The sequence below is a fragment of the Tsukamurella strandjordii genome, from assembly GCF_039525985.1.
GTDB classification, from domain to species: Bacteria; Actinomycetota; Actinomycetes; order Mycobacteriales; family Mycobacteriaceae; genus Tsukamurella; species Tsukamurella strandjordii.
In genome coordinates, this window is the sequence record NZ_BAAAII010000002.1 from 706103 (window position 1) to 723647 (window position 17545).

The 17545-nt window shown below is 70.0% G+C and carries 19 protein-coding genes; 7 read left to right on the forward strand and 12 right to left on the reverse strand.

What is annotated here, in order from left to right:
* Positions 1–21 precede the first annotated feature (21 nt).
* Positions 22–3264: a DEAD/DEAH box helicase gene (locus ABD108_RS04195; protein ID WP_343929477.1), complete on the forward strand. Its 3243-nt coding sequence runs from the start codon at positions 22–24 to the stop codon at positions 3262–3264.
* 134 nt (positions 3265–3398) lie between these two features.
* Here ABD108_RS04195 and ABD108_RS04200 read toward each other — a convergent pair whose 3' ends face one another.
* The 3 genes from ABD108_RS04200 to ABD108_RS04210 form a co-directional block, all read right to left on the reverse strand.
* Positions 3399–3773: a VOC family protein gene (locus ABD108_RS04200; RefSeq protein WP_343929479.1), complete on the reverse strand. Its 375-nt coding sequence runs from the start codon at positions 3771–3773 to the stop codon at positions 3399–3401.
* Positions 3774–3806: 33 nt separating this feature from the next.
* Positions 3807–4406, reverse strand: a complete 600-nt coding sequence (locus ABD108_RS04205; RefSeq protein ID WP_343929481.1) for a TIGR03086 family metal-binding protein — start codon at positions 4404–4406, stop codon at positions 3807–3809.
* A gap of 67 nt (positions 4407–4473) precedes the next feature.
* On the reverse strand, positions 4474–5058 hold the full coding sequence (locus ABD108_RS04210; protein ID WP_220656530.1) for a TIGR03086 family metal-binding protein: 585 nt from the start codon (positions 5056–5058) through the stop codon (positions 4474–4476).
* A 62-nt stretch (positions 5059–5120) separates the two neighbouring features.
* Between ABD108_RS04210 and ABD108_RS04215 the strand changes: the two genes are divergently transcribed.
* Positions 5121–6032, forward strand: a complete 912-nt coding sequence (locus ABD108_RS04215) for a helix-turn-helix transcriptional regulator (RefSeq protein ID WP_343929483.1) — start codon at positions 5121–5123, stop codon at positions 6030–6032.
* Positions 6033–6035: 3 nt separating this feature from the next.
* Here the strand turns inward: ABD108_RS04215 and ABD108_RS04220 are convergent, their stop codons facing one another.
* A complete protein-coding gene (locus ABD108_RS04220; RefSeq protein ID WP_343929485.1) occupies positions 6036–6752 on the reverse strand; it encodes a hypothetical protein in 717 nt (238 codons plus the stop codon).
* Between the two features lie 19 nt (positions 6753–6771).
* Positions 6772–7113 (reverse strand): PNPOx family protein, encoded by a 342-nt coding sequence (locus ABD108_RS04225; protein WP_220656533.1) that lies wholly within the window; start codon positions 7111–7113, stop codon positions 6772–6774.
* A gap of 68 nt (positions 7114–7181) precedes the next feature.
* Here ABD108_RS04225 and ABD108_RS04230 point away from each other — a divergent pair, with 68 nt between their 5' ends.
* A complete protein-coding gene (locus ABD108_RS04230; protein WP_220656534.1) occupies positions 7182–7553 on the forward strand; it encodes a YccF domain-containing protein in 372 nt (123 codons plus the stop codon).
* Here ABD108_RS04230 and ABD108_RS04235 read toward each other — a convergent pair.
* Genes ABD108_RS04235 through ABD108_RS04260 form a run of 6 tightly spaced genes read right to left on the reverse strand, consistent with a single transcriptional unit; the run spans position 7550 to position 13567 of the window.
* Complete coding sequence (locus tag ABD108_RS04235) at positions 7550–8269, reverse strand: FadR/GntR family transcriptional regulator (protein ID WP_220656535.1); 720 nt, start codon at positions 8267–8269, stop codon at positions 7550–7552. The genes ABD108_RS04230 and ABD108_RS04235 overlap by 4 nt on opposite strands.
* Before the next feature lie 35 nt (positions 8270–8304).
* The gene (locus ABD108_RS04240) at positions 8305–9282 is read right to left on the reverse strand and encodes an aldo/keto reductase (protein ID WP_343929487.1); all 978 of its coding nucleotides are present in this window, start codon (positions 9280–9282) and stop codon (positions 8305–8307) included.
* Positions 9279–10040, reverse strand: a complete 762-nt coding sequence (locus tag ABD108_RS04245; RefSeq protein ID WP_343929489.1) for an SDR family NAD(P)-dependent oxidoreductase — start codon at positions 10038–10040, stop codon at positions 9279–9281. The genes ABD108_RS04240 and ABD108_RS04245 overlap by 4 nt, the downstream gene beginning before the upstream one ends.
* Entirely contained in the window at positions 10040–11344 is a 1305-nt protein-coding gene (locus tag ABD108_RS04250; protein WP_343929491.1) for an enolase C-terminal domain-like protein, read from the reverse strand. Before ABD108_RS04250 ends, ABD108_RS04245 begins: the two co-directional genes overlap by 1 nt.
* 1 nt (position 11345) lies before the next feature.
* Positions 11346–12197: a fumarylacetoacetate hydrolase family protein gene (locus tag ABD108_RS04255; RefSeq protein WP_220656539.1), complete on the reverse strand. Its 852-nt coding sequence runs from the start codon at positions 12195–12197 to the stop codon at positions 11346–11348.
* The gene (locus tag ABD108_RS04260; RefSeq protein ID WP_343929493.1) at positions 12194–13567 is read right to left on the reverse strand and encodes a sugar porter family MFS transporter; all 1374 of its coding nucleotides are present in this window, start codon (positions 13565–13567) and stop codon (positions 12194–12196) included. Before ABD108_RS04260 ends, ABD108_RS04255 begins: the two co-directional genes overlap by 4 nt.
* Before the next feature lie 104 nt (positions 13568–13671).
* Between ABD108_RS04260 and ABD108_RS04265 the strand changes: the two genes are divergently transcribed.
* Genes ABD108_RS04265 through ABD108_RS04275 form a run of 3 tightly spaced genes read left to right on the forward strand, consistent with a single transcriptional unit; the run spans position 13672 to position 16084 of the window.
* On the forward strand, positions 13672–14949 hold the full coding sequence (locus ABD108_RS04265; RefSeq protein WP_343929495.1) for an alpha-hydroxy acid oxidase: 1278 nt from the start codon (positions 13672–13674) through the stop codon (positions 14947–14949).
* A complete protein-coding gene (locus tag ABD108_RS04270) occupies positions 14946–15269 on the forward strand; it encodes an L-rhamnose mutarotase (RefSeq protein ID WP_343929497.1) in 324 nt (107 codons plus the stop codon). Before ABD108_RS04265 ends, ABD108_RS04270 begins: the two co-directional genes overlap by 4 nt.
* Complete coding sequence (locus tag ABD108_RS04275; RefSeq protein ID WP_343929499.1) at positions 15266–16084, forward strand: amidohydrolase family protein; 819 nt, start codon at positions 15266–15268, stop codon at positions 16082–16084. Before ABD108_RS04270 ends, ABD108_RS04275 begins: the two co-directional genes overlap by 4 nt.
* 84 nt (positions 16085–16168) lie before the next feature.
* Here the strand turns inward: ABD108_RS04275 and ABD108_RS04280 are convergent, their stop codons facing one another.
* The gene (locus ABD108_RS04280; RefSeq protein ID WP_220656544.1) at positions 16169–16594 is read right to left on the reverse strand and encodes a DoxX family protein; all 426 of its coding nucleotides are present in this window, start codon (positions 16592–16594) and stop codon (positions 16169–16171) included.
* Between the two features lie 183 nt (positions 16595–16777).
* Here ABD108_RS04280 and ABD108_RS04285 point away from each other — a divergent pair, with 183 nt between their 5' ends.
* Complete coding sequence (locus ABD108_RS04285) at positions 16778–17371, forward strand: DJ-1/PfpI family protein (RefSeq protein ID WP_343929501.1); 594 nt, start codon at positions 16778–16780, stop codon at positions 17369–17371.
* Positions 17372–17545 lie beyond the last annotated feature (174 nt).

A 17545-nucleotide genomic window follows, 5' to 3' on the forward strand; every position in this document is an offset into this window, starting at 1 on the left:
CGGTAGACTGTCCGCTTGACCATGAGCGCATCGACTACCAACGGCGGTCCCTCGTTCACGCCCGAGGACCTGACCGGATTCTTCGGCGCACCGACGGTGCGGCGTGCCGGCGAGTACGTGGGCACCGGCCTGATCGGCGACCTGGAGTGGGACGACGAGAAGCGCCTGGTGACCGGCGTGGTGGCGGGCACCCGCGAGTACGACGCGCGGGTGTGGATCGAGCCCGTCGGCGGCGGCTGGCGCCCCGTGCGCAGCCTGTGCAGCTGCCCCGTGGCGTTGAACTGCAAACACGGCGCGGCGCTGCTGCTCGAACTCACCGCGGAGGACGTCGAAGAGGCCTCCGTCGAACAGCCCGATCCGTGGGAGCGGCAACTCGAGGCGCTGCTGCCCGAGACTCCGCGCACCGTGGCCACCCTGCCGGTGGCCCTGCAGTTCGACGTCGATGAGCGCGGCGTGACCTCCGGCCAGCGACTGCAGGTGCGGCTGGCCACGCCCGGCATGCGCGACGGCACCTGGGTGGCGGGCGATGTGCGGTGGCGCACCATCGCCTCGGCCCCGCGGGTCTCCCCGGCGCAGCGCGAGGCGCTCACTCCCCTGGCGCAGCTCGTGCTGTGGAACCTGTACGGCGTGGACGCGTGGGCCGACCTCGGGATGATCGACACTCCGCTGCTGTGGGACCAGCTGCGCGCCGTGCGCGACGCCGGTGTCCCGCTGCTCACCAAGCGGCCGCGCGGCACCGTCATCCTGGCCGCCCCCACGCGCCTGGGTCTCGTGGCCCGGCCCGAATCCGGCGGAGTGGAGCTGGACCGGGAGGTGGACTTCGGCGACGGTCCGCGGCGCTTCACCGGCGGGCTGCTCGGCGCGCACCGCGCGCTGGGCCTCTTCCAGCAGGACGGCGACGAGCTGCGGATCGCCCCGCTCGATCCCCCGCTGTCCACCGCACACACGGCCGCACTGCGGCGGTTCACCCCGGTGCGGGTGCCCGAGGAGGCGGTGCCGCAGCTGCGGGAGAAGTACCTTCCGTACCTGGCGGCGGTGGCCCCGGTGCGCGATCCCGAGCAGCTGGTGGGTGAGATCGAGGTCCTGGGACCCGAACTCGTGTGCACCGCACGGTATTACCCCGAGGCCGGCGAGCTCGAGGTCGATTGGAAGTGGCGCTACAGCGTGGGCGGTGAGGCCCGCGATTACGCGGTGGGCACGGAGCCCGCCGGGATCGCCGACACGGTGGGCCAGCAGCGGATCACCCGGTCCATGGCGGGCGCGCTGCGTGAGGCTCAGGTGGGCGTGGACCATTCGCAGGGCTTCTACCGCGGCACGGAGGCCGCGGTGTGGCTCGCCGAGGCCGCACCCGTGCTGCGGACCGTGCCCGGGTTGATCGTCGAGGTCACCGACGATCCCGGTTTCCGCTGGGCCGAATCGGCGGCCACGGTGTCGGTCCGGGTGCGCGGCGAGGATTCCGACTCCCCGTCGATGGACTGGTTCGACCTCGAGGTGGCCGTGGAGGTGGACGGCGAGGAGGTTCCCTTCCGGGACGTCTTCACCGCCGTCGCAGGCGGTCTCGACACCATCGTGACGCCGGGCGGCGTGCTGGCCCGGATCGACGGTGAGCGGTTCGACCGGCTGCGCGAGCTGATCGGCGAGGCGCGCGATCTGCCCAGCCGTGGCGGTCGCCGCACCCCGCGTGGTGCCGCGGGCGACCGGGACGGGTTGCGCATCAGCCGATTCCAGGCGGGCCTGGTGGACGATCTGGCGGACCTTGCCGACGCCACCGATTTCGACGGTGACTGGAGCCGCCGGGTGGGCGCGCTGACGGCGGGCGATCTGGTGCGGCAGGAGACACCGTCGACACTGCGGGCCGAGCTGCGCCCGTATCAGCGGGACGGCCTGGACTGGCTCTCCTTCCTGTGGGACAACGATTTCGGCGGCATCTTGGCCGACGACATGGGTCTGGGCAAGACGGTGCAGACGCTGGCGCTGATCTGTCGCGCGCACGAGAACGCCGAGCCCGATCTACTGGGTTCACCGGGTCCGTTCCTGGTGGTGGCCCCCACCTCGGTGGTGGGCAACTGGGCGGCCGAGTGCCGCCGGTTCGCACCGCATCTGACGGTGGCCACGGTGACCGAGACCTCACGCAAGTCCGGTGCGTCGATCCGGTCCGTGGTGGCCGGTGCCGATGTGGTGCTCACCTCGTACACGCTGCTGCGGTTGGACGCCGAGGAGTACGCGGCCGTCTCGTGGGCCGGGGTGATCCTCGATGAGGCGCAGTTCGTGAAGAATCCGCGCTCCAAGGCTTTCGCCGCTGTCTCGGTGCTGGACCGCAAGTTCACGCTCGCGGTGACCGGCACCCCGATGGAGAATCATCTCGAGGAGCTGTGGGCGCTCACGGCGCTCACGGTGCCCGGTCTGTTCCCCGGCCGCACGTGGTTCGCGGAGGAGTACCGCCGCCCCATCGAGCGCGGCGGCGACGACGATCGCCTGTCCCGGCTGCGTCGGCGCGTGCGGCCGTTCATGTTGCGGCGTACCAAGGATCTGGTGGCCAAGGACTTGCCGGCGAAGACCGAATCGGTGGTGCAGGTACAGCTCAGCGACGAGCACCGGCACACCTACGACCGGATCCTGGCCGATCAGCGAGCCAAGCTGCTGGGGCTGCTGGATGATTTCGACGGCAACCGGTTCGAGATCCTGCGGTCGCTGACGATGCTGCGGCGCCTTGCGCTCGATCCGTCGCTGGTGGACGAGGAGCTCGCCGTCGAGGACGTGGCGAAGCTCGACTACCTGGCGGAGAAGCTGGACGAGCTGCTGGAGGAGAAGCACGCGGTGCTGGTGTTCAGCCAGTTCACCGGGTTCCTGCGCAAGGCGGCCGAGCGGCTCGACGAGGAGGGCGTGGAGTACGCCTACCTCGATGGGTCCACCACCGACCGGGCCGCGGCGATCGAGAAGTTCACCTCCGGCGAGGTGCAGGTCTTCCTGATCTCTTTGAAGGCGGGCGGATTCGGCCTGAACCTGGTGCAGGCGGACTACTGCTTCCTGCTGGATCCGTGGTGGAACCCCGCGGCCGAGGCGCAGGCCATCGACCGCGCGCACCGGATCGGGCAGACCCGCAGCGTGATGGTGTACCGCCTCGTCTCCGCGGGCACGATCGAGGACAAGGTGATGGAGCTCAAGGAGCGCAAGGCCGCGCTCTTCGAGTCGGTCGTCGGCGGCGAGGGCGGTTTCGATGCCCGGCTCGCGGCCTCGGACATTCGCGCGCTGTTCGAGAACTGAGGGCGGGCCGAGCCCCGGGCCGGTCGGCGGATGGTCGTTGCGAATGGTCATGCGTGCGACGCATATCCCCGAACGACCAGGTCAGCGGCATTTCTGCGTCGTCGCCCATGCGTGCGGCGCATGCCCCGGTCTCGTCAGGCTGCGGTGAGAGCTTCCAGGGCGTGTCCGTCGGGCGAGGGGAAGTAGACGCCGCGGCCACCGAAGCGGTGATTGATCTCGCCCACACCGGAACCGTCGGGCTCGGCGTGGAAGGCGAGGCCGCGCTGCTTTATCCGCGCGAGGATCTCGTCGAACTCGGTCTCCGAGACCAGGAAGGCGTAGTGCTGCGGGTGGATCGGCGCGGGCCTGGTCATCACGTCGAGCACCACGCTGTTCGCGAGGCGCACCTGCTGGAAGTGGCCACCGCCCACATCGACCGGACCCTCGAGACCGAGCATTTCGGTGAGGAACCGCGCGGTCTCGAGGTTGTCGGTGGCGGCGACGATGGTGTGGTTCAGTTCGATGCTCATGCCTCGACGCTAGGACCTCAACATCCCTTCATGTCAACGGTTCGCGGTTCGAACCCAGGCGGCTGCATCACGGCCGTTCCAGTTCGCGAGGCGTTCGGTGGGGCCGGCACCGTCGCGCGGCTCGACGACGGGGCCGAACGGGAACCCCGGGATAGCGCGGAGCTCCGCGGGCAGCGCCACCCGGGCGACGGTCTCGGTCGCTGCGGCGACCGCACCGTCGGGCACCTCGGCGGGTTGACCGGTGGCGACCGCCAGATCCCAGCCGTGCACCAGCAACTCGTTGGCGTACATCCCGAGCGCGACGGCGCCGGTCGCCGGACCCCACGGCGCGATGACCTCCCGATCGAGCGACGCCGCGGCCCACGCGGCGGCGGCGCGCTGGTGGGCCGCGGCGAAGGCTTCCGCGGTGCCCTCGTCCGCCTGTACCGGCTGCCCCTCCGCGGTGGCCGCCTCGGCCAGCGCGACGGATTGGAGACCGAGGGCGACGAGGTGCCGCGCGAGGGTGCCCACGTCCAGGTCGCCGCACGGGGTGGGGCGATCGAGCTGATCGGCGGTGACGTGCCCGAGGAGGGCGTGCACCCAGCGGGCGGCGGCGGCGTAGTGAGAACGGGGATCGGTGGCGGCGTTGGTCATGGCGATGAGTCAACCCGGCACTAGTGACAGTTTCCGTCCTGATTACCGTCGGCTGCCGACGGTCGGGCTAGGCGATCCAGTTGGTGGAGCTGCGGCCGTTCCAGTTCGCCAGGCGCTCGGTGGCGCCGGCGCCCTCCCGGGGTTCGACGACGGGGCCGAAGGGCACCTCGCCGCCTCGGAAATCGGCGGGCAGCACCTGCTTCACCACCGCGAGCACCCCTTCGGGCAGCGCAGAGTCCGGGAACTCCGCCGACTGGCCGGTGGCGACCGCCAGGTCCCAGCCGTGCACCAGGGTCTCGTTGACGTACATGCCGAGCGCGGCGAAACCGGGGACCACGCCCCACGGCACGGTGACCTCGCGGTCGAGCGGGGCGGCGTCCCACGCGGCGAGAGCGCGCTCGCGGGTGGCGGCATAGGCGTCGGCACTGGCATCGGCGGCGAGGAAGGGCTGTCCCTCGACGGTGGCGGTCTCGGCGAGGGCGACGGCGCGGAGCCCGACGGCGTTGATGTGCTGCGCGAGGGTGCGGACGTCGAACTCGTCGCAGGGCGTGGGCAGGGCGAGTTGCTCGTCCGCGATACCGGCGAGCAGGGACTGCATCCAGGCGGATACGGCGGCGTAGGAGGGGCGCGGGTCTGTGGCTGTGTTGGTCATGGAATGCAGTCAACAGGCTGAACATGACACCTCCTGTCATGTTTGTTTGAGAGAGTTCGTCCATGCGCGCCGACCGCCTGCTCTCGCTCCTCATGTTGCTGCGCCACCGCGGCACAATGACGGCCGCGCAGATCGCCGACGAGTTGGAGGTGTCCACCCGCACGGTGCTCCGTGATGTCGAGGCCCTGTCCACCGCCGGCATCCCCGTGTACACCGACCGGGGCCGCGGCGGCGGCATCAGCCTGCTCCCCGGCTACCGCACGGACCTCACCGGACTGACCCTCGACGAGGCGAAGGCACTCCTCTCGGGCGCACCCGTGTCCCCCGCCTTCGCCAGCGCGATGCGCAAGGTGGCCGCGGCGCTGCCGGAGGCGCACCGTCGGGAGGCGGCGGCCGCCGCGCAGCGAATCCACGTGCGCCCCGACGGTTTCGTCCGCGCACCGGAACCCGATCCCTTCCTCGGCGATCTCCAGCACGCCGTGATCGACGGACTGCGCATCCGGGCCGTGTACCAACCGCGCGGCGGGACACCGTCGGAACGCATGCTCGACCCGATCGGCCTGGTGCACGCCGGCCGCACCTGGTACCTGCTGGCGCTCCGCGACGGCGAACGCCGCACCTACCGCACGTCCCGATTCTCCGCCGTGACCGTACTGCCCGAGCACGCACAACGCCCCGTGGACGTCGATCTCGCGGCCGAGTTCGAAGCCTCCCGCGCGTCGTTCCGGGGTGCGCACGCCGAGTTCGTCGTCACCATCCGGGCGACCGACGAGATCTGGGAGCGATTCCGGCAGTTCACCTCTCACATCGAATCTGGGCCCGACGGTGCCGGCACCATCGCCTTCCGGGACCTCGATCAAGCGGCGGCCGTGCTGTGGGCGGCGCTCCCCGGTGTCGCTGTGCTCGGCCCTCCCGAGATCGTCGACGCCCTACGCGCTCGGGTCAACGACGCGGCACACGCTCTCCACGCCTGACGGTCAGCGGGGAGGGACTGCGATCCCCGGATCCCACCGCCGCGACTCGCCGGGCGCGGAGCCCTCGTTGAGTGCAGCGAGCGCCTCAGCACGCAGGCGGATGGTGGGCACGTGGACGGAATTTCCGCGATACCGCAACAACACCGAGAGCGGAGACCGGTCCCGCTGCCGAGGCGGTCCGTGGACGACGGTGGTGCCGCGGTCAGTATCGAACTGTGCCAGCCCTCGACGGAAGGTGGTGCGCTCGAAGACCGTCGATACGACGACCCGCTCGGCGTCCGCCTCGATCGCGGGCCACCAGATGCGCCCCGCGAGTGCGCTGATCGAGACGAGTACCCAGATCGCGATGAGCACCGGCGCAGCGAGTGCGGGCACCAGGGCCCGGTCACCGTCGCCCCAGAAGAGGTCGAAGACGGCCGACCACGCGACCGCGGTCATGCCGATCGCCGCAGCGGAGTATCCGGCGACGGGAAACACCGACGCCCGGGCGTGCAGCCGGTCACCGGTCCGGAAGAGCTTCGTGTACCTCACCGCGGAGTACAGCACCGACGAGCCCACGCCGATGAGCGCGAGCCACGCCCCGATCGCGAGCAGTTGCCCCGACACCAGCGACGGCGGCCACTCCTCGGGGATACCCGAGTCGATCGCCGCGCGAGCCCAGAGCACCAGCACGACCACGCCGGCCACCACCAAGATCGCCCCTATGAACCCGCGCTTCATGAACACGGATTCTACGGGGTCAGCGGAGCGCGACCTTCAGCGCGACGGAGCCGTCGTCGGCGCGGGTGGCGACGGCGTGACCGGTGCGGTCACCGTCGGGAAAGCGCAGCGTGAGATCGGCGCCCTCGCCGACGAAGTTGCGCCACCACTGCTTCTGATCGGGCATCGCCACACCGATCACCACCTGATCGTCGCCCCGCCGCTGGTAGGCGACGGGCAGCGAGAACTGCTTGCCGGACTTCCGGCCGGTGTAGCTCACGGTGACCATGCTCTTGCCCAGGGCCGGGCCGATCACCGGCAGCGACAGCAGCGGCGTGAAGGCGGTGTTGAAGACCTTGGCGGTGCGCTGGAAGAGGTTCATGCACCCAGGCTACGCAGCGGCGACGCAGGTACCGAAGGAATTTTCACCGCACTGGGCATACTGGACCCATGAAGGTGATCCTGAACATCATCTGGCTGGTCTTCTGCGGCTTCTGGATGGCCGTGGGCTACGCCGTGGCCGGCATCATCTGCTGCCTGCTGATCGTGACCATCCCGTTCGGCCTCGCCTCGTTCCGCATCGCCAACTACGCCCTGTGGCCCTTCGGCCGGAAGGTGGTCGACCGCCCGGGCGCGGGCGCGGCCTCGGTGCTGGGCAACGTGATCTGGCTGCTGGTGGCGGGGATCTGGCTGGCGATCGGGCACATCGTGACGGGGATCGCCCTGTGCCTGACCATCATCGGAATCCCGATGGCAGTGGCCAACTTCAAGATGATCCGGCTGTCGCTGCTGCCGCTCGGCTCGGAGATCGTGCCGGTCTAGCGGTTCGCGGCCTCGTCCTCCATGGCCTTGCGCACGAAGTTCTCCACACCCGAGATGTGCACCGTCGCACAGGCGCACGCCACATCCGCCTGCCGCGCCACCAGGGCGTCGAAGATCTGACGATGCTCGGCGATGGTGCGCGCCCGCGCATCCGATTCGTCGTAGCCGCGCCAGATCCGGGCCCGCAGCGTGGGGGCCGAGAGCCCCGAGATCAGGGCCCGCAGCACCGGATTACCCGATGCGTCGGCGATCGTCTGGTGGAACAGGATGTCCTGCTGCACCAGAGTTTCCACCGAGGCGTCCGGGCCACCGAGAGACAGGGTCTCCTCCAGGACGGCCAGCTTCTCGTCCGTGATCTTGTGCGTGGCCAGGGCCGTGGCCGCCGGCTCCAGAATGCGCCGCACCTCGAAGAAGTGCAGGACCGAATCCTCCTGCTGGAAATCGACCACGAAGCCCATCGTGTCCAGCAGCAGCGTGGGTTCCAGGCTGGTGACGTAGGTGCCGTCGCCCTGGCGCACGTCCAGGATGCGGAGCATGGCGAGCGCGCGGATCGCCTCGCGCAGCGAGTTCCGCGACAACCCCAGGCGAGCGGCCAGATCCGCCTCACGCGGCAGGCGACTCCCGGCGGGCAGCTCGCCGTCCGTGATCATCGCCTTGAGCTTGAGGATCGCGTCGTCCGTCCGCGAGATCCGCCCGGCACCCTCGTTGGTCGACATCGGTCAATGGTACCGGCGTGGCCGCCTGCGCGGACTCACGACGCGGCTTCCAGATCGGCCCACAGCGCCTCGGGCGGAGGATTGCGGAGCAGATCGAGATCGTCGCGCACCTCCTGCGCCGAACGCATGCCGAGCAGCACCGTGCGCACCGCCGGGTGCCGCAGCGGGAAGTGCACCGCCGCGTGCGGCAACGTGGTGCCGTGATCGCGGCAGATCCCCGCGATCCGGCGGGCCCTGTCGAGCACGCCCAGCGTGGCCGGGGCGTAGTCGTACATCGCCCCCGGTCGCGGATCGGCCGAGGCGCTGATCCCGGAGTTGAAGACGCCACCCGCCGCCACCGAGACCTCGCGCTCGAGGCACGCCGGCAGCAGATCCTCCTCGGCGCTGCGATCGAGCACGGTGTACCGGCCCGCGACGAGCACGGCGTCCAGATCCGTCTCCCGGACGAATCGGGTGAGCATCTCCGACTGGTTCATCCCCGCGCCGTAGGAGGTGATCACGCCCTGGCGGCGCAGCTCGTCCAGGGCGGGGAAGGCACCATCCATCGCCTCCGCGAAGTGATCATCGGGATCGTGCACGTACACCACGTCGATCCGGTCCCGGCCCAGCCGTTCCAGGCTCGCCTCGATCGAACGCAGCACACCGTCGCGGCTGAAGTCCCACACCCGCTCGACATCGGCGGACACCGCGAAGCCCTCCGAATCAGCAGAACCGCCGGACACCGCCGGACGCAGCACGCGGCCCACCTTCGTGGAGATCACCACATCGGCCCGATCACCCAGTGCCGCTCCGAGTCTGCGCTCGGAGAGCCCCAGACCGTAGTGGGGGGCGGTGTCGAAGTAGCGGACCCCGGCGTCGGCGGCCGTCTGCACCGCCTCCGCCGCCGCGGCATCGTCGACCTCCGCGTACAGGTTCCCGATCGCCGCCGCCCCGAAGGCCAGCGGCGCCACGCTGAGCCCGCCGCGCCCGAAGGCGCGATCCGCCGCGAGCACGGCGCCGCCGGGCGCCGTCACCGCGGAGCCGGGAGTCGAAGGCCGCTCATGCCGCCGTCCACGGCGAGCGAGGTGCCCGTAGTGGCGCTCGAAGCGGGGCTCAGCAGGTAGCAGATCGCCCCCGCCACTTCGGCATCCGTGACCAGACGGCCGGTGGGCTGCCGCTGCTGCAGGGCCCGTGCCTCGGCCTCCGGATCGGCCGCCGCGTCCAGCAGGCGCCGCACCCACGGCGTGTCGACGGTGCCGGGGTTCACGCAGTTGAACCGGATCCCCTCGCGCACATGATCGGCGGCCATGGCCCGCGTCATCGCCTCCACGGCGCCCTTCGACGCGCTGTACAGGGCGCGGCCGGGCAGCCCCGCGGTGGCGGCGATCGAGCAGGTGTTCACCACGGCCGGATTCGCCGATCCCCGCAGGTGCGCGAGCGCCGCGCGGGTGACCCGCACCGTGCCGAGCACGTTCACGTCCAGCACCCGCCGCCAATCATCGAGCGTGCCGGCTTCGACCGAGCCCTGCGCACCGATGCCGGCGTTGTTCACCAGGCCGTCCAGCCCGCCCAGCGCCTCCGCCGCGGCGGCCACCGCCGCCACCACCGAATCGTCATCGGCCACATCGCAGGCGAAGCCCTGCGATCCGGACGGCGCACCGTCGGGCTGCAGGTCCAGGATCGCCACCGCCGCTCCGCGCGCCATGAGTTCCTCCGCCGTCCGCCGACCGATACCCGAGGCACCGCCGGTCACGATCGCCCGGAACCCCGCGAATTCGCCTCCGCCGCTCATTATGCTTCCTTCCACGCTTGTCCGTCGGGAAAGCCGTACCGCTCGAGTGTCTCCGGGAAGATCTGCGCCGAGAAACCGGGTTTCACGGGCGCCGCGTACGCACCGTCGACGATGCGCACCGGATCGAGGAAGTGCTCGTGCAGGTGGTCGACGTACTCGATATTGCGGTCGGCCATGGTGGCCGAGACCGCGATGAAGTCGAACATGGCGAGGTGCTGCACCAGCTCGCACAGTCCCACACCGCCGGCGTGCGGGCACACCGGGATGCCGAACTTGGCCGCCAGCAGCAGGATCGCGATGTTCTCGTTGACGCCGGCGACGCGCGTGGAATCGAGCTGCAGGACGTCGATCGCCTTCGCCTGCAGCAACTGCTTGACCAGCACGCGGCTGTGCGCGTGCTCGCCGGTGGCGATCCGCACCGGCGACACCCGCTGCCGGATCGCGGCGTGCGCGAGCACATCGTCGGGCGCCGTGGGCTCCTCGACCCACCACGGATTGAAGGGGGCGAGCCGCTCGATCGCGGCGACCGCCTCGTAGACGTCCCACCGCTGGTTGGCGTCGACCGCGATCCGGATGTCGTCGCCCACCACCGAACGGGCCAGCGCGAAGCGGCGCACATCGTCGTCGATGTCGGCGCCCACCTTGAGCTTGATCTGCGTGAAGCCCTCGGCCACCGCCTCCTTCGCGAGGCGCTCGAGCTTCTCGTCCGAATAGCCGAGCCACCCCGGCGAGGTGGTGTACGCGGGATAGCCCTTCGCCCGCAGCGCGGCCATGCGCTCGGCCCGTCCCGGCTCCGCGTCCCGCAGCATGGCCAGGGCCTCGTCGCGGGTGAGCGCATCGGTAAGATAGCGGAAGTCGACCAGGTCGACGATCGCCTCCGGGCTCAGTTCGCCCAGCAGCTGCCACAGCGGCAGGCCCTCGCGCTTGGCCCGCAGGTCCCACAGCGCATTGATCACCGCGCCGATCGCCATGTGCATGACGCCCTTCTCGGGCCCCAGCCAGCGGAGCTGGGCGTCGTACACGAGATCGCGCCACATGCCGCCGAGATCGGCGAGGGTCGCCTCCACATCGCGGCCCAGCACGTACGGCGCCAGCGCCTCGATCGCGGCACGCTGCACGTCGTTGCCGCGGCCGATGGTGAAGACGAAGCCGTGGCCCTCGTGGCCGTCACCGGCGTCGGTGCCCAGGATCAGGTACGCCGCCGAGTAGTCCGGATCGAGGTTCATCGCGTCCGAACCGTCGAGATCGACGGAGGTGGGGAAACGCACGTCCAGCGTGCGGAAATCGGTGAACACCGCGGACATCTCAGGCCTCCCCGAGAACGGAACGGTGACCACCCAGGCCGTCGATGTGCGTCTCGATCACATCGCCGCGGCGCAGGTAGGGCTTGGGGTCCGGGTAGCCGAAGGCGACGCCGGCAGGGGTGCCCGTGTTCACCACATCACCCGGCTCCAGGACCATGAACTGGCTCAGGTACCGGATGATCTCACCCACACCGAAGATCATCTGCGCGGTGTTCGCCTCCTGGCGCACCTCGCCGTTCACCGTGAGCCGGATGTCGAGCACCTGCGGATCCGGGATCTCGTCGGCGGTCACCAGCTCGGGACCGAGCGGGTTGAAGGTCTCGCAGTTCTTGCCCTTGTCCCAGGTGCCGCCGCGGTTCATCTGGAAATCGCGCTCGGAGACGTCGTCGGACACCGTGTACCCGGCCACGCAGGCCAGACCCTGTGCGGCATCGTCGAGATACCTTGCCGTGCTACCGATCACGGCGGCCAGCTCCACCTCGTAGTCGGTGGCCACCGAGCCGCGCGGGATCAGCACCTCGTCCTCGGGCCCCACGATCGTGCCCGAGGTCTTGAGGAACATCACCGGCTCGGCCGGCGTCTCGTGCGCCGTCTCCTGCGCGTGCGCCAGGTAGTTGACACCGATGCAGACCACCTTGCCGGGTCGCGACACCGGTGCGCCGACGCGCAGCCCCGTCGGGTCGACCTCCGGGAGCCGACCACCGGACAGCGCCTCCTGCAGGAGGGTTCGCGCCGTCGCGATCGTGCTCGGATCGTAATCGCGGACCACGCCCGAGGCGTCGAACCATCGTCCATCTCCGGTGGAGACGATCGGGCGTTCGTGCCCCGCCTCACCGACTCGTCGCAGTCTCATCGACGTCCTTTCGTGCTGATGGCGCCCGAATCGGCGGTCGCCGATTCCTTCTCGCGCCAGTAATCTTCGATCTCCTCGAGGGACTTACCCCGCGTCTCCGGCACACAGCGCCAGACATAGGCGGCGCCGAGGAGGGAGAGCGCCGCGAACAAGAGGAAGGACTTGGTGCCGGCCGCCTCCAGGAAGTTGGGGAACCACCGGGAGGAGACGGCGTTGAGCAGATACTGACTGAAGGTGATGATGCCCATGCCGAGCGCCCGCGCGCGCAGCGGGAGGAGCTCCGGGCAGATCAGCCAGAACACCGGCCCCAGACCGAATCCGAAGGCGAAGGTGTAGAGGAAGACGCACGCGATCGCGAAGGCCTGCGCGTCCGGGAAGAGGGCGATGCCCACCGTGGGAAGCACCTGCCCGAGCAGACTGATGATGAGCAGCGGTTTGCGCCCCATCCGCTCGACCAGGGGCAGCGACAGCGCCGTCGACACCACCAGTGCGATGCCCACCATGTAGTTGGCCACCGTTCCGGCCGAGCCGTTGCCGGTGTGCTCGAAGATGATCGGCGCGTAGTAGACCACCGAGTTGATGCCCGTGAACACCTGGAAGAAGGTGAGCGTGAGTGCGATCACCAGCGCGGGACGATAGGTGCCGCTGAACAGTTCGCGGAACCCCGCCGACTGCTCGCGCAGGCTGTCGCCGATCTCCCGCGCCTCCCGGCCCGCCTCACCGGGGCCGCCGCGGAGACGTTCGAGGATCCGCTCGGCGCGCTCGGTCTCGCCGCGCATGATCAGCCAGCGCGGGCTGGACGGCGCGATCACCATGCCCACCATGAAGATCAGCGCCGGCACCGCGCCGAGCCCCAGTATCCACCGCCACTGCCCGGACGCGGTGAACGCGCTGCCCACGACGTAGGCGGTGAGGATGCCGATGTTGACCGACAGCTGGTACAGCGCGGTGAGCATGCCGCGCACCCGTTTCGGTGCCAGCTCACTGAGGTAGATCAGGCCGAATTGATTGGCGATGCCGCACGCGAATCCTAGGATGAATCGAGACACCGTGAGCGTGGTCAGATCGGGCGCGAAGGCGCATCCGACCGAACCGACGATGAACAACGCCCCGCACAGGATGAGGAGGTGCCGGCGGTCGTAGCGACGGGCGGCCAGCGTCGCGGCCACGATGGCGGGCAGCGCGCCGAACAACAACATACTGGTCAACATGCCCTGGCCGTCGGCATCGAGCCCGAACTGCTCGGTGATCAGCGGGAGCGCACCCGACATCGAGCCGGAATCGTAGCCGTACAGGATGCCCGACATGCCGCCCAGCACGGCGATCGCATAGACCGCCTTCGGAATCGGCGGTGTTGTGGCTTGAGTCACAAACCAAGACCTTAAACATCGGAGGTCTGTTGGTCAACCGGCTGCGCGACTCGGCGTGGTGGCCGTACAGTCGGGAACAAGCATTCACAGTGATCGGAGGAATCATGCGCCGTCAGGTACCCAAGGTGCGGGACCTCGCGCCCCTCATGCGCGTCAAGGCACCCCGGCTGAATCGTCGATCGGCCCGATTGGACGACGCCCAGACCATCGCAGACCTGCGCCGCATCGCGCAACGCCGCACCCCGCGCGCCGCCTTCGACTACACCGACGGCGCCGCCGAGGCCGAACTCTCGCTCGCCCGCGCGCGGCAGGCCTTCGCCGACATCGAGTTCCATCCGCAGATCCTGCGCGATGTGGCCGAGGTGGACACCGCACGCACCGTGCTCGGCGGACCGTCGGCCCTGCCCTTCGCGATCGCCCCCACCGGCTTCACCCGCATGATGCAGACCGAGGGCGAACTCGCCGGCGTCCGCGCCGCGACCCGCGCCGGCATCCCGTTCTCCTTGTCCACCATGGGCACCGCATCGATCGAGGAAGTCGCGGACGCCTCGGCGGCGGCCGCGCAACCCGGCGGAGCGCGCGGCCGGCAGTGGTTCCAGCTGTACATGTGGCGCGACCGCGACCGGTCGATGGCCCTCGTGGACCGCGCCGCGAAGGCGGGATACGACACACTGCTCGTGACCGTCGACGTGCCGGTGGCCGGGGCGCGCCTGCGGGACAAGCGCAACGGCATGACCATCCCGCCCGCGCTCACCCTGCGCACCATCCTCGACGCCGTACCGCGACCGCACTGGTGGATCGACTTCCTCACCACCGAGCCGCTGTCCTTCGCCTCGCTCGACCGCTGGTCGGGCACCGTCGGCGAGCTCCTGGACTCGATGTTCGACCCGACCGTCGATTACACCGATCTGGCGTGGATCAAGGAGCAGTGGCCCGGCAAGGTGGTGGTCAAGGGCGTGCAGACCCTCGACGATGCCCGACGCTGCGCCGAACTCGGCGTGGACGGCATCATCCTGTCCAATCACGGTGGCCGCCAGCTCGATCGCGCCCCCGTTCCGTTCCACCTGCTGCCCAGTGCCGCGGCTGAACTCGGCGATACGACGGAGATCCTGCTGGACACCGGCATCATGTCGGGCGCCGACATCGTGGCCGCCATCGCGCTCGGCGCCCGCAGCACGCTGGTCGGGCGGGCCTACCTCTACGGCCTCATGGCGGGCGGCGAGGCCGGCGTGGACCGCGCCATCACCATCCTCGGCGACGAGGTGCGCCGCACCATGCGCCTGCTGGGCGCCAACTCGCTCGACGAGCTCGGCCCCGAGCACGTCACCCAGCTCACGCGGGTGCAGCCGCTCCCCCGCCCCGGACAGGCGGTGCGGTCGTGACCGAGACCATCGCCCTGCACACCCGGCTCAAGCCCGGTGCCGAGGCGGAGTACGACCGGGTGCACGCGGTGATCCCCACCGAGCTCGACGGTGCGCTGCGCGAAGCCGGCGTGCGCTCGTGGCGGATCTGGCGCGACGGCCGCGACCTGTTCCATCTCGTGGAGGTCGACGACTACCGCGCCATGCGGCTGCACCTCGCCGAGCACCCCGCCAACGTGCCCTGGCAGGCCCGCATGGCCGAACTGCTCGAGGTGGAGGACGACTACTCCGGCGACGACCGCGGCATCCCGCTGGTGTGGGCGCTCCCCCTGGATCGATGATCGTCGACGCGCACCACCACCTCTGGGACCGGAACCGGCACGATCACGGCTGGCTCGATTCACCGGGCCTGGAGGCGATCCGGCGCGACTTCACGCCGGCCGACCTCGCCGCGGAGACCACTGCGACGACGGTCGCCGTGCAGGCCCTGAACTCCGCCGCCGAGACCCGCGACCTCCTCGCCGCGGGTGGCCCGGTGGCCGCCGTGGTCGGGTGGGCGGACCTGACGTCGGAGGCATGCGGCGACGAGCTCGACGCCCTCGCCGCCGCCCCGGGGGGCGAGAAGCTGCGCGGGCTGCGGCATCTCGCGCAGGACGAGCCCGATCCGCGCTGGCTGACGCGCACCGACGTCGCCCGCGGACTGTCCGCCGCCACCGACCGCGGCCTCGCCTTCGATCTGCTGGTACGCGGACCGCAGCGCGCCGCGGCGCTGGACCTGGCGCGCGCCCTGCCGGGAACCTCGTTCGTGGTCGATCACGCGGGTAAGCCGGATATCGGTGCGGGCGAATGGGACTCGTGGGCCGCATGGATCCTCGACCTCGCCGCCCTGCCCAATGTCGCCTGCAAGCTCTCCGGACTGGTGACCGAGTGTCCGCCGCGGCCGTGGAGCCGCGAGCTGATCGCGCCCTACGCCCGGCACGTGCTGGAATCCTTCGGCGCCGACCGGGTGCTGTTCGGCTCCGACTGGCCGGTGTGCCTCCTGGAGGCGTCGTACCAGCAGGTGCGGAAGCTCACCGTCGACCTGCTCGACGGTGCGTCCGACGCCGAACGGGACGCGGTGCTGGGCGGCACCGCGGCGCGCGTCTACCGCCTGTAGAACGGGCTCTCCCCTCCGCCGCGGGTGGGGGGAGGACGCGCGACGAAGGGGAGAGCGAGGAAGCCGCCCCGTGGGCGGCCAGGCCTAGGAGCCGAGGACCGCCGTGCGCAGGTCCGGCCGGCGCAGGAACATCGCGATCCAGATGAGCACGCCCACGTAGACGCCGGAGAGCACGTAACCGGCGATCGGCTGCTCGGCGCGCAGGTTGATCGCCACCGCGCCGCCCAGGTAGCCGGTGAGGTAGATGGCGCCGATCACCGCCGTGCGCGGGATGGTCCACAGGATCACGCCCACCAGCAGCACCAGGCCGATCACCACGATGTGCTTCTCCTGGAATCCCAGCTTCAGCGTCCCGTCGATCACCGCCTGCGGCTTGGTGAGCTTGCCGATCACGTCGAAGACCAGGAACGCCCAGATCAGCACCGTGAGCACCATGCCCGCGATCCAGGACTTCGAGCGCCCCTCCCAGGGCTTGGCGGCGGTGGTGTCAGTAGCGGTCCCGGTTGCCATCGTCGGCTCCTCACCTCGCGTGTTCACGGTGTGAACATCTGCATGTTCACACCGTAGACATGATCGTCGTCGAGAACAAGCCCCTTCCCCCACAGAGCCGACCTTCTGCAGCCAGTGCGGCAGGAGCAGCCGAGGCACCGCAGCGATCTGCACAACGTCTAGAATGGGCAATAGTGTGGCCGGATGAGATTCGGCATCCTGGTATTCGACGAGGTCGAAGTTCTGGACGTGTTCGGACCGTTCGAAGTTCTCTCGGTCGCCAGACGTCTCCATGCGCACCGAGTCGAAGGCGAGCCGATCGCGATCTGCCTGGTGTCCGCCTACCCGGACCGCTCACAGGTCGTGGCGCGCGGGGGCCTGCGCTTCACCGCTGACGCGACCATCGCCGACGCTCCTGAATTCGATGTGCTGATCGTTCCCGGCGGCGTGACGACCGCCGTCGAGAACGATCCCGCCACGATCGCCTGGATATCTGAACGCGCCTCGACGCCGGTCATCGCGTCCGTGTGCACTGGCGCCTTCCTCCTGGCGGCGGCCGAAATCCTCATCGATCAGACAGTGACGACCCACTGGGAAGACCAAACAGGCTTAGCCGCTCGCTATCCCCGGCTCACCGTGGTGGCTGGCCCACGCTGGGTGCGAGCGCAGAACATCTACACGTCCGCCGGGATTTCTGCCGGATTGGACCTCGCGCTCCACCTCGTCGGCTTGATCGCCCCTGATCTGCCAGCACGGGTGGCCAAGCAGATGGACTACGAATGGCGAGGCGTCCCCTAACCGGGACAGCAGCAGGGTTCTCCCCTCCGCCGGCCTCATCCGCCGCCGGTAACCGGCCGCGGATGGCACTGGCGGCAGCGGGAACCCCGCGAACCGTCGTCCGGCCCAGATCTTTTGCAGCTTGCTGCGGCGGCAGCCGGTCCCCGGCCGCAGAAAGCTGCACAATGTCGCCGC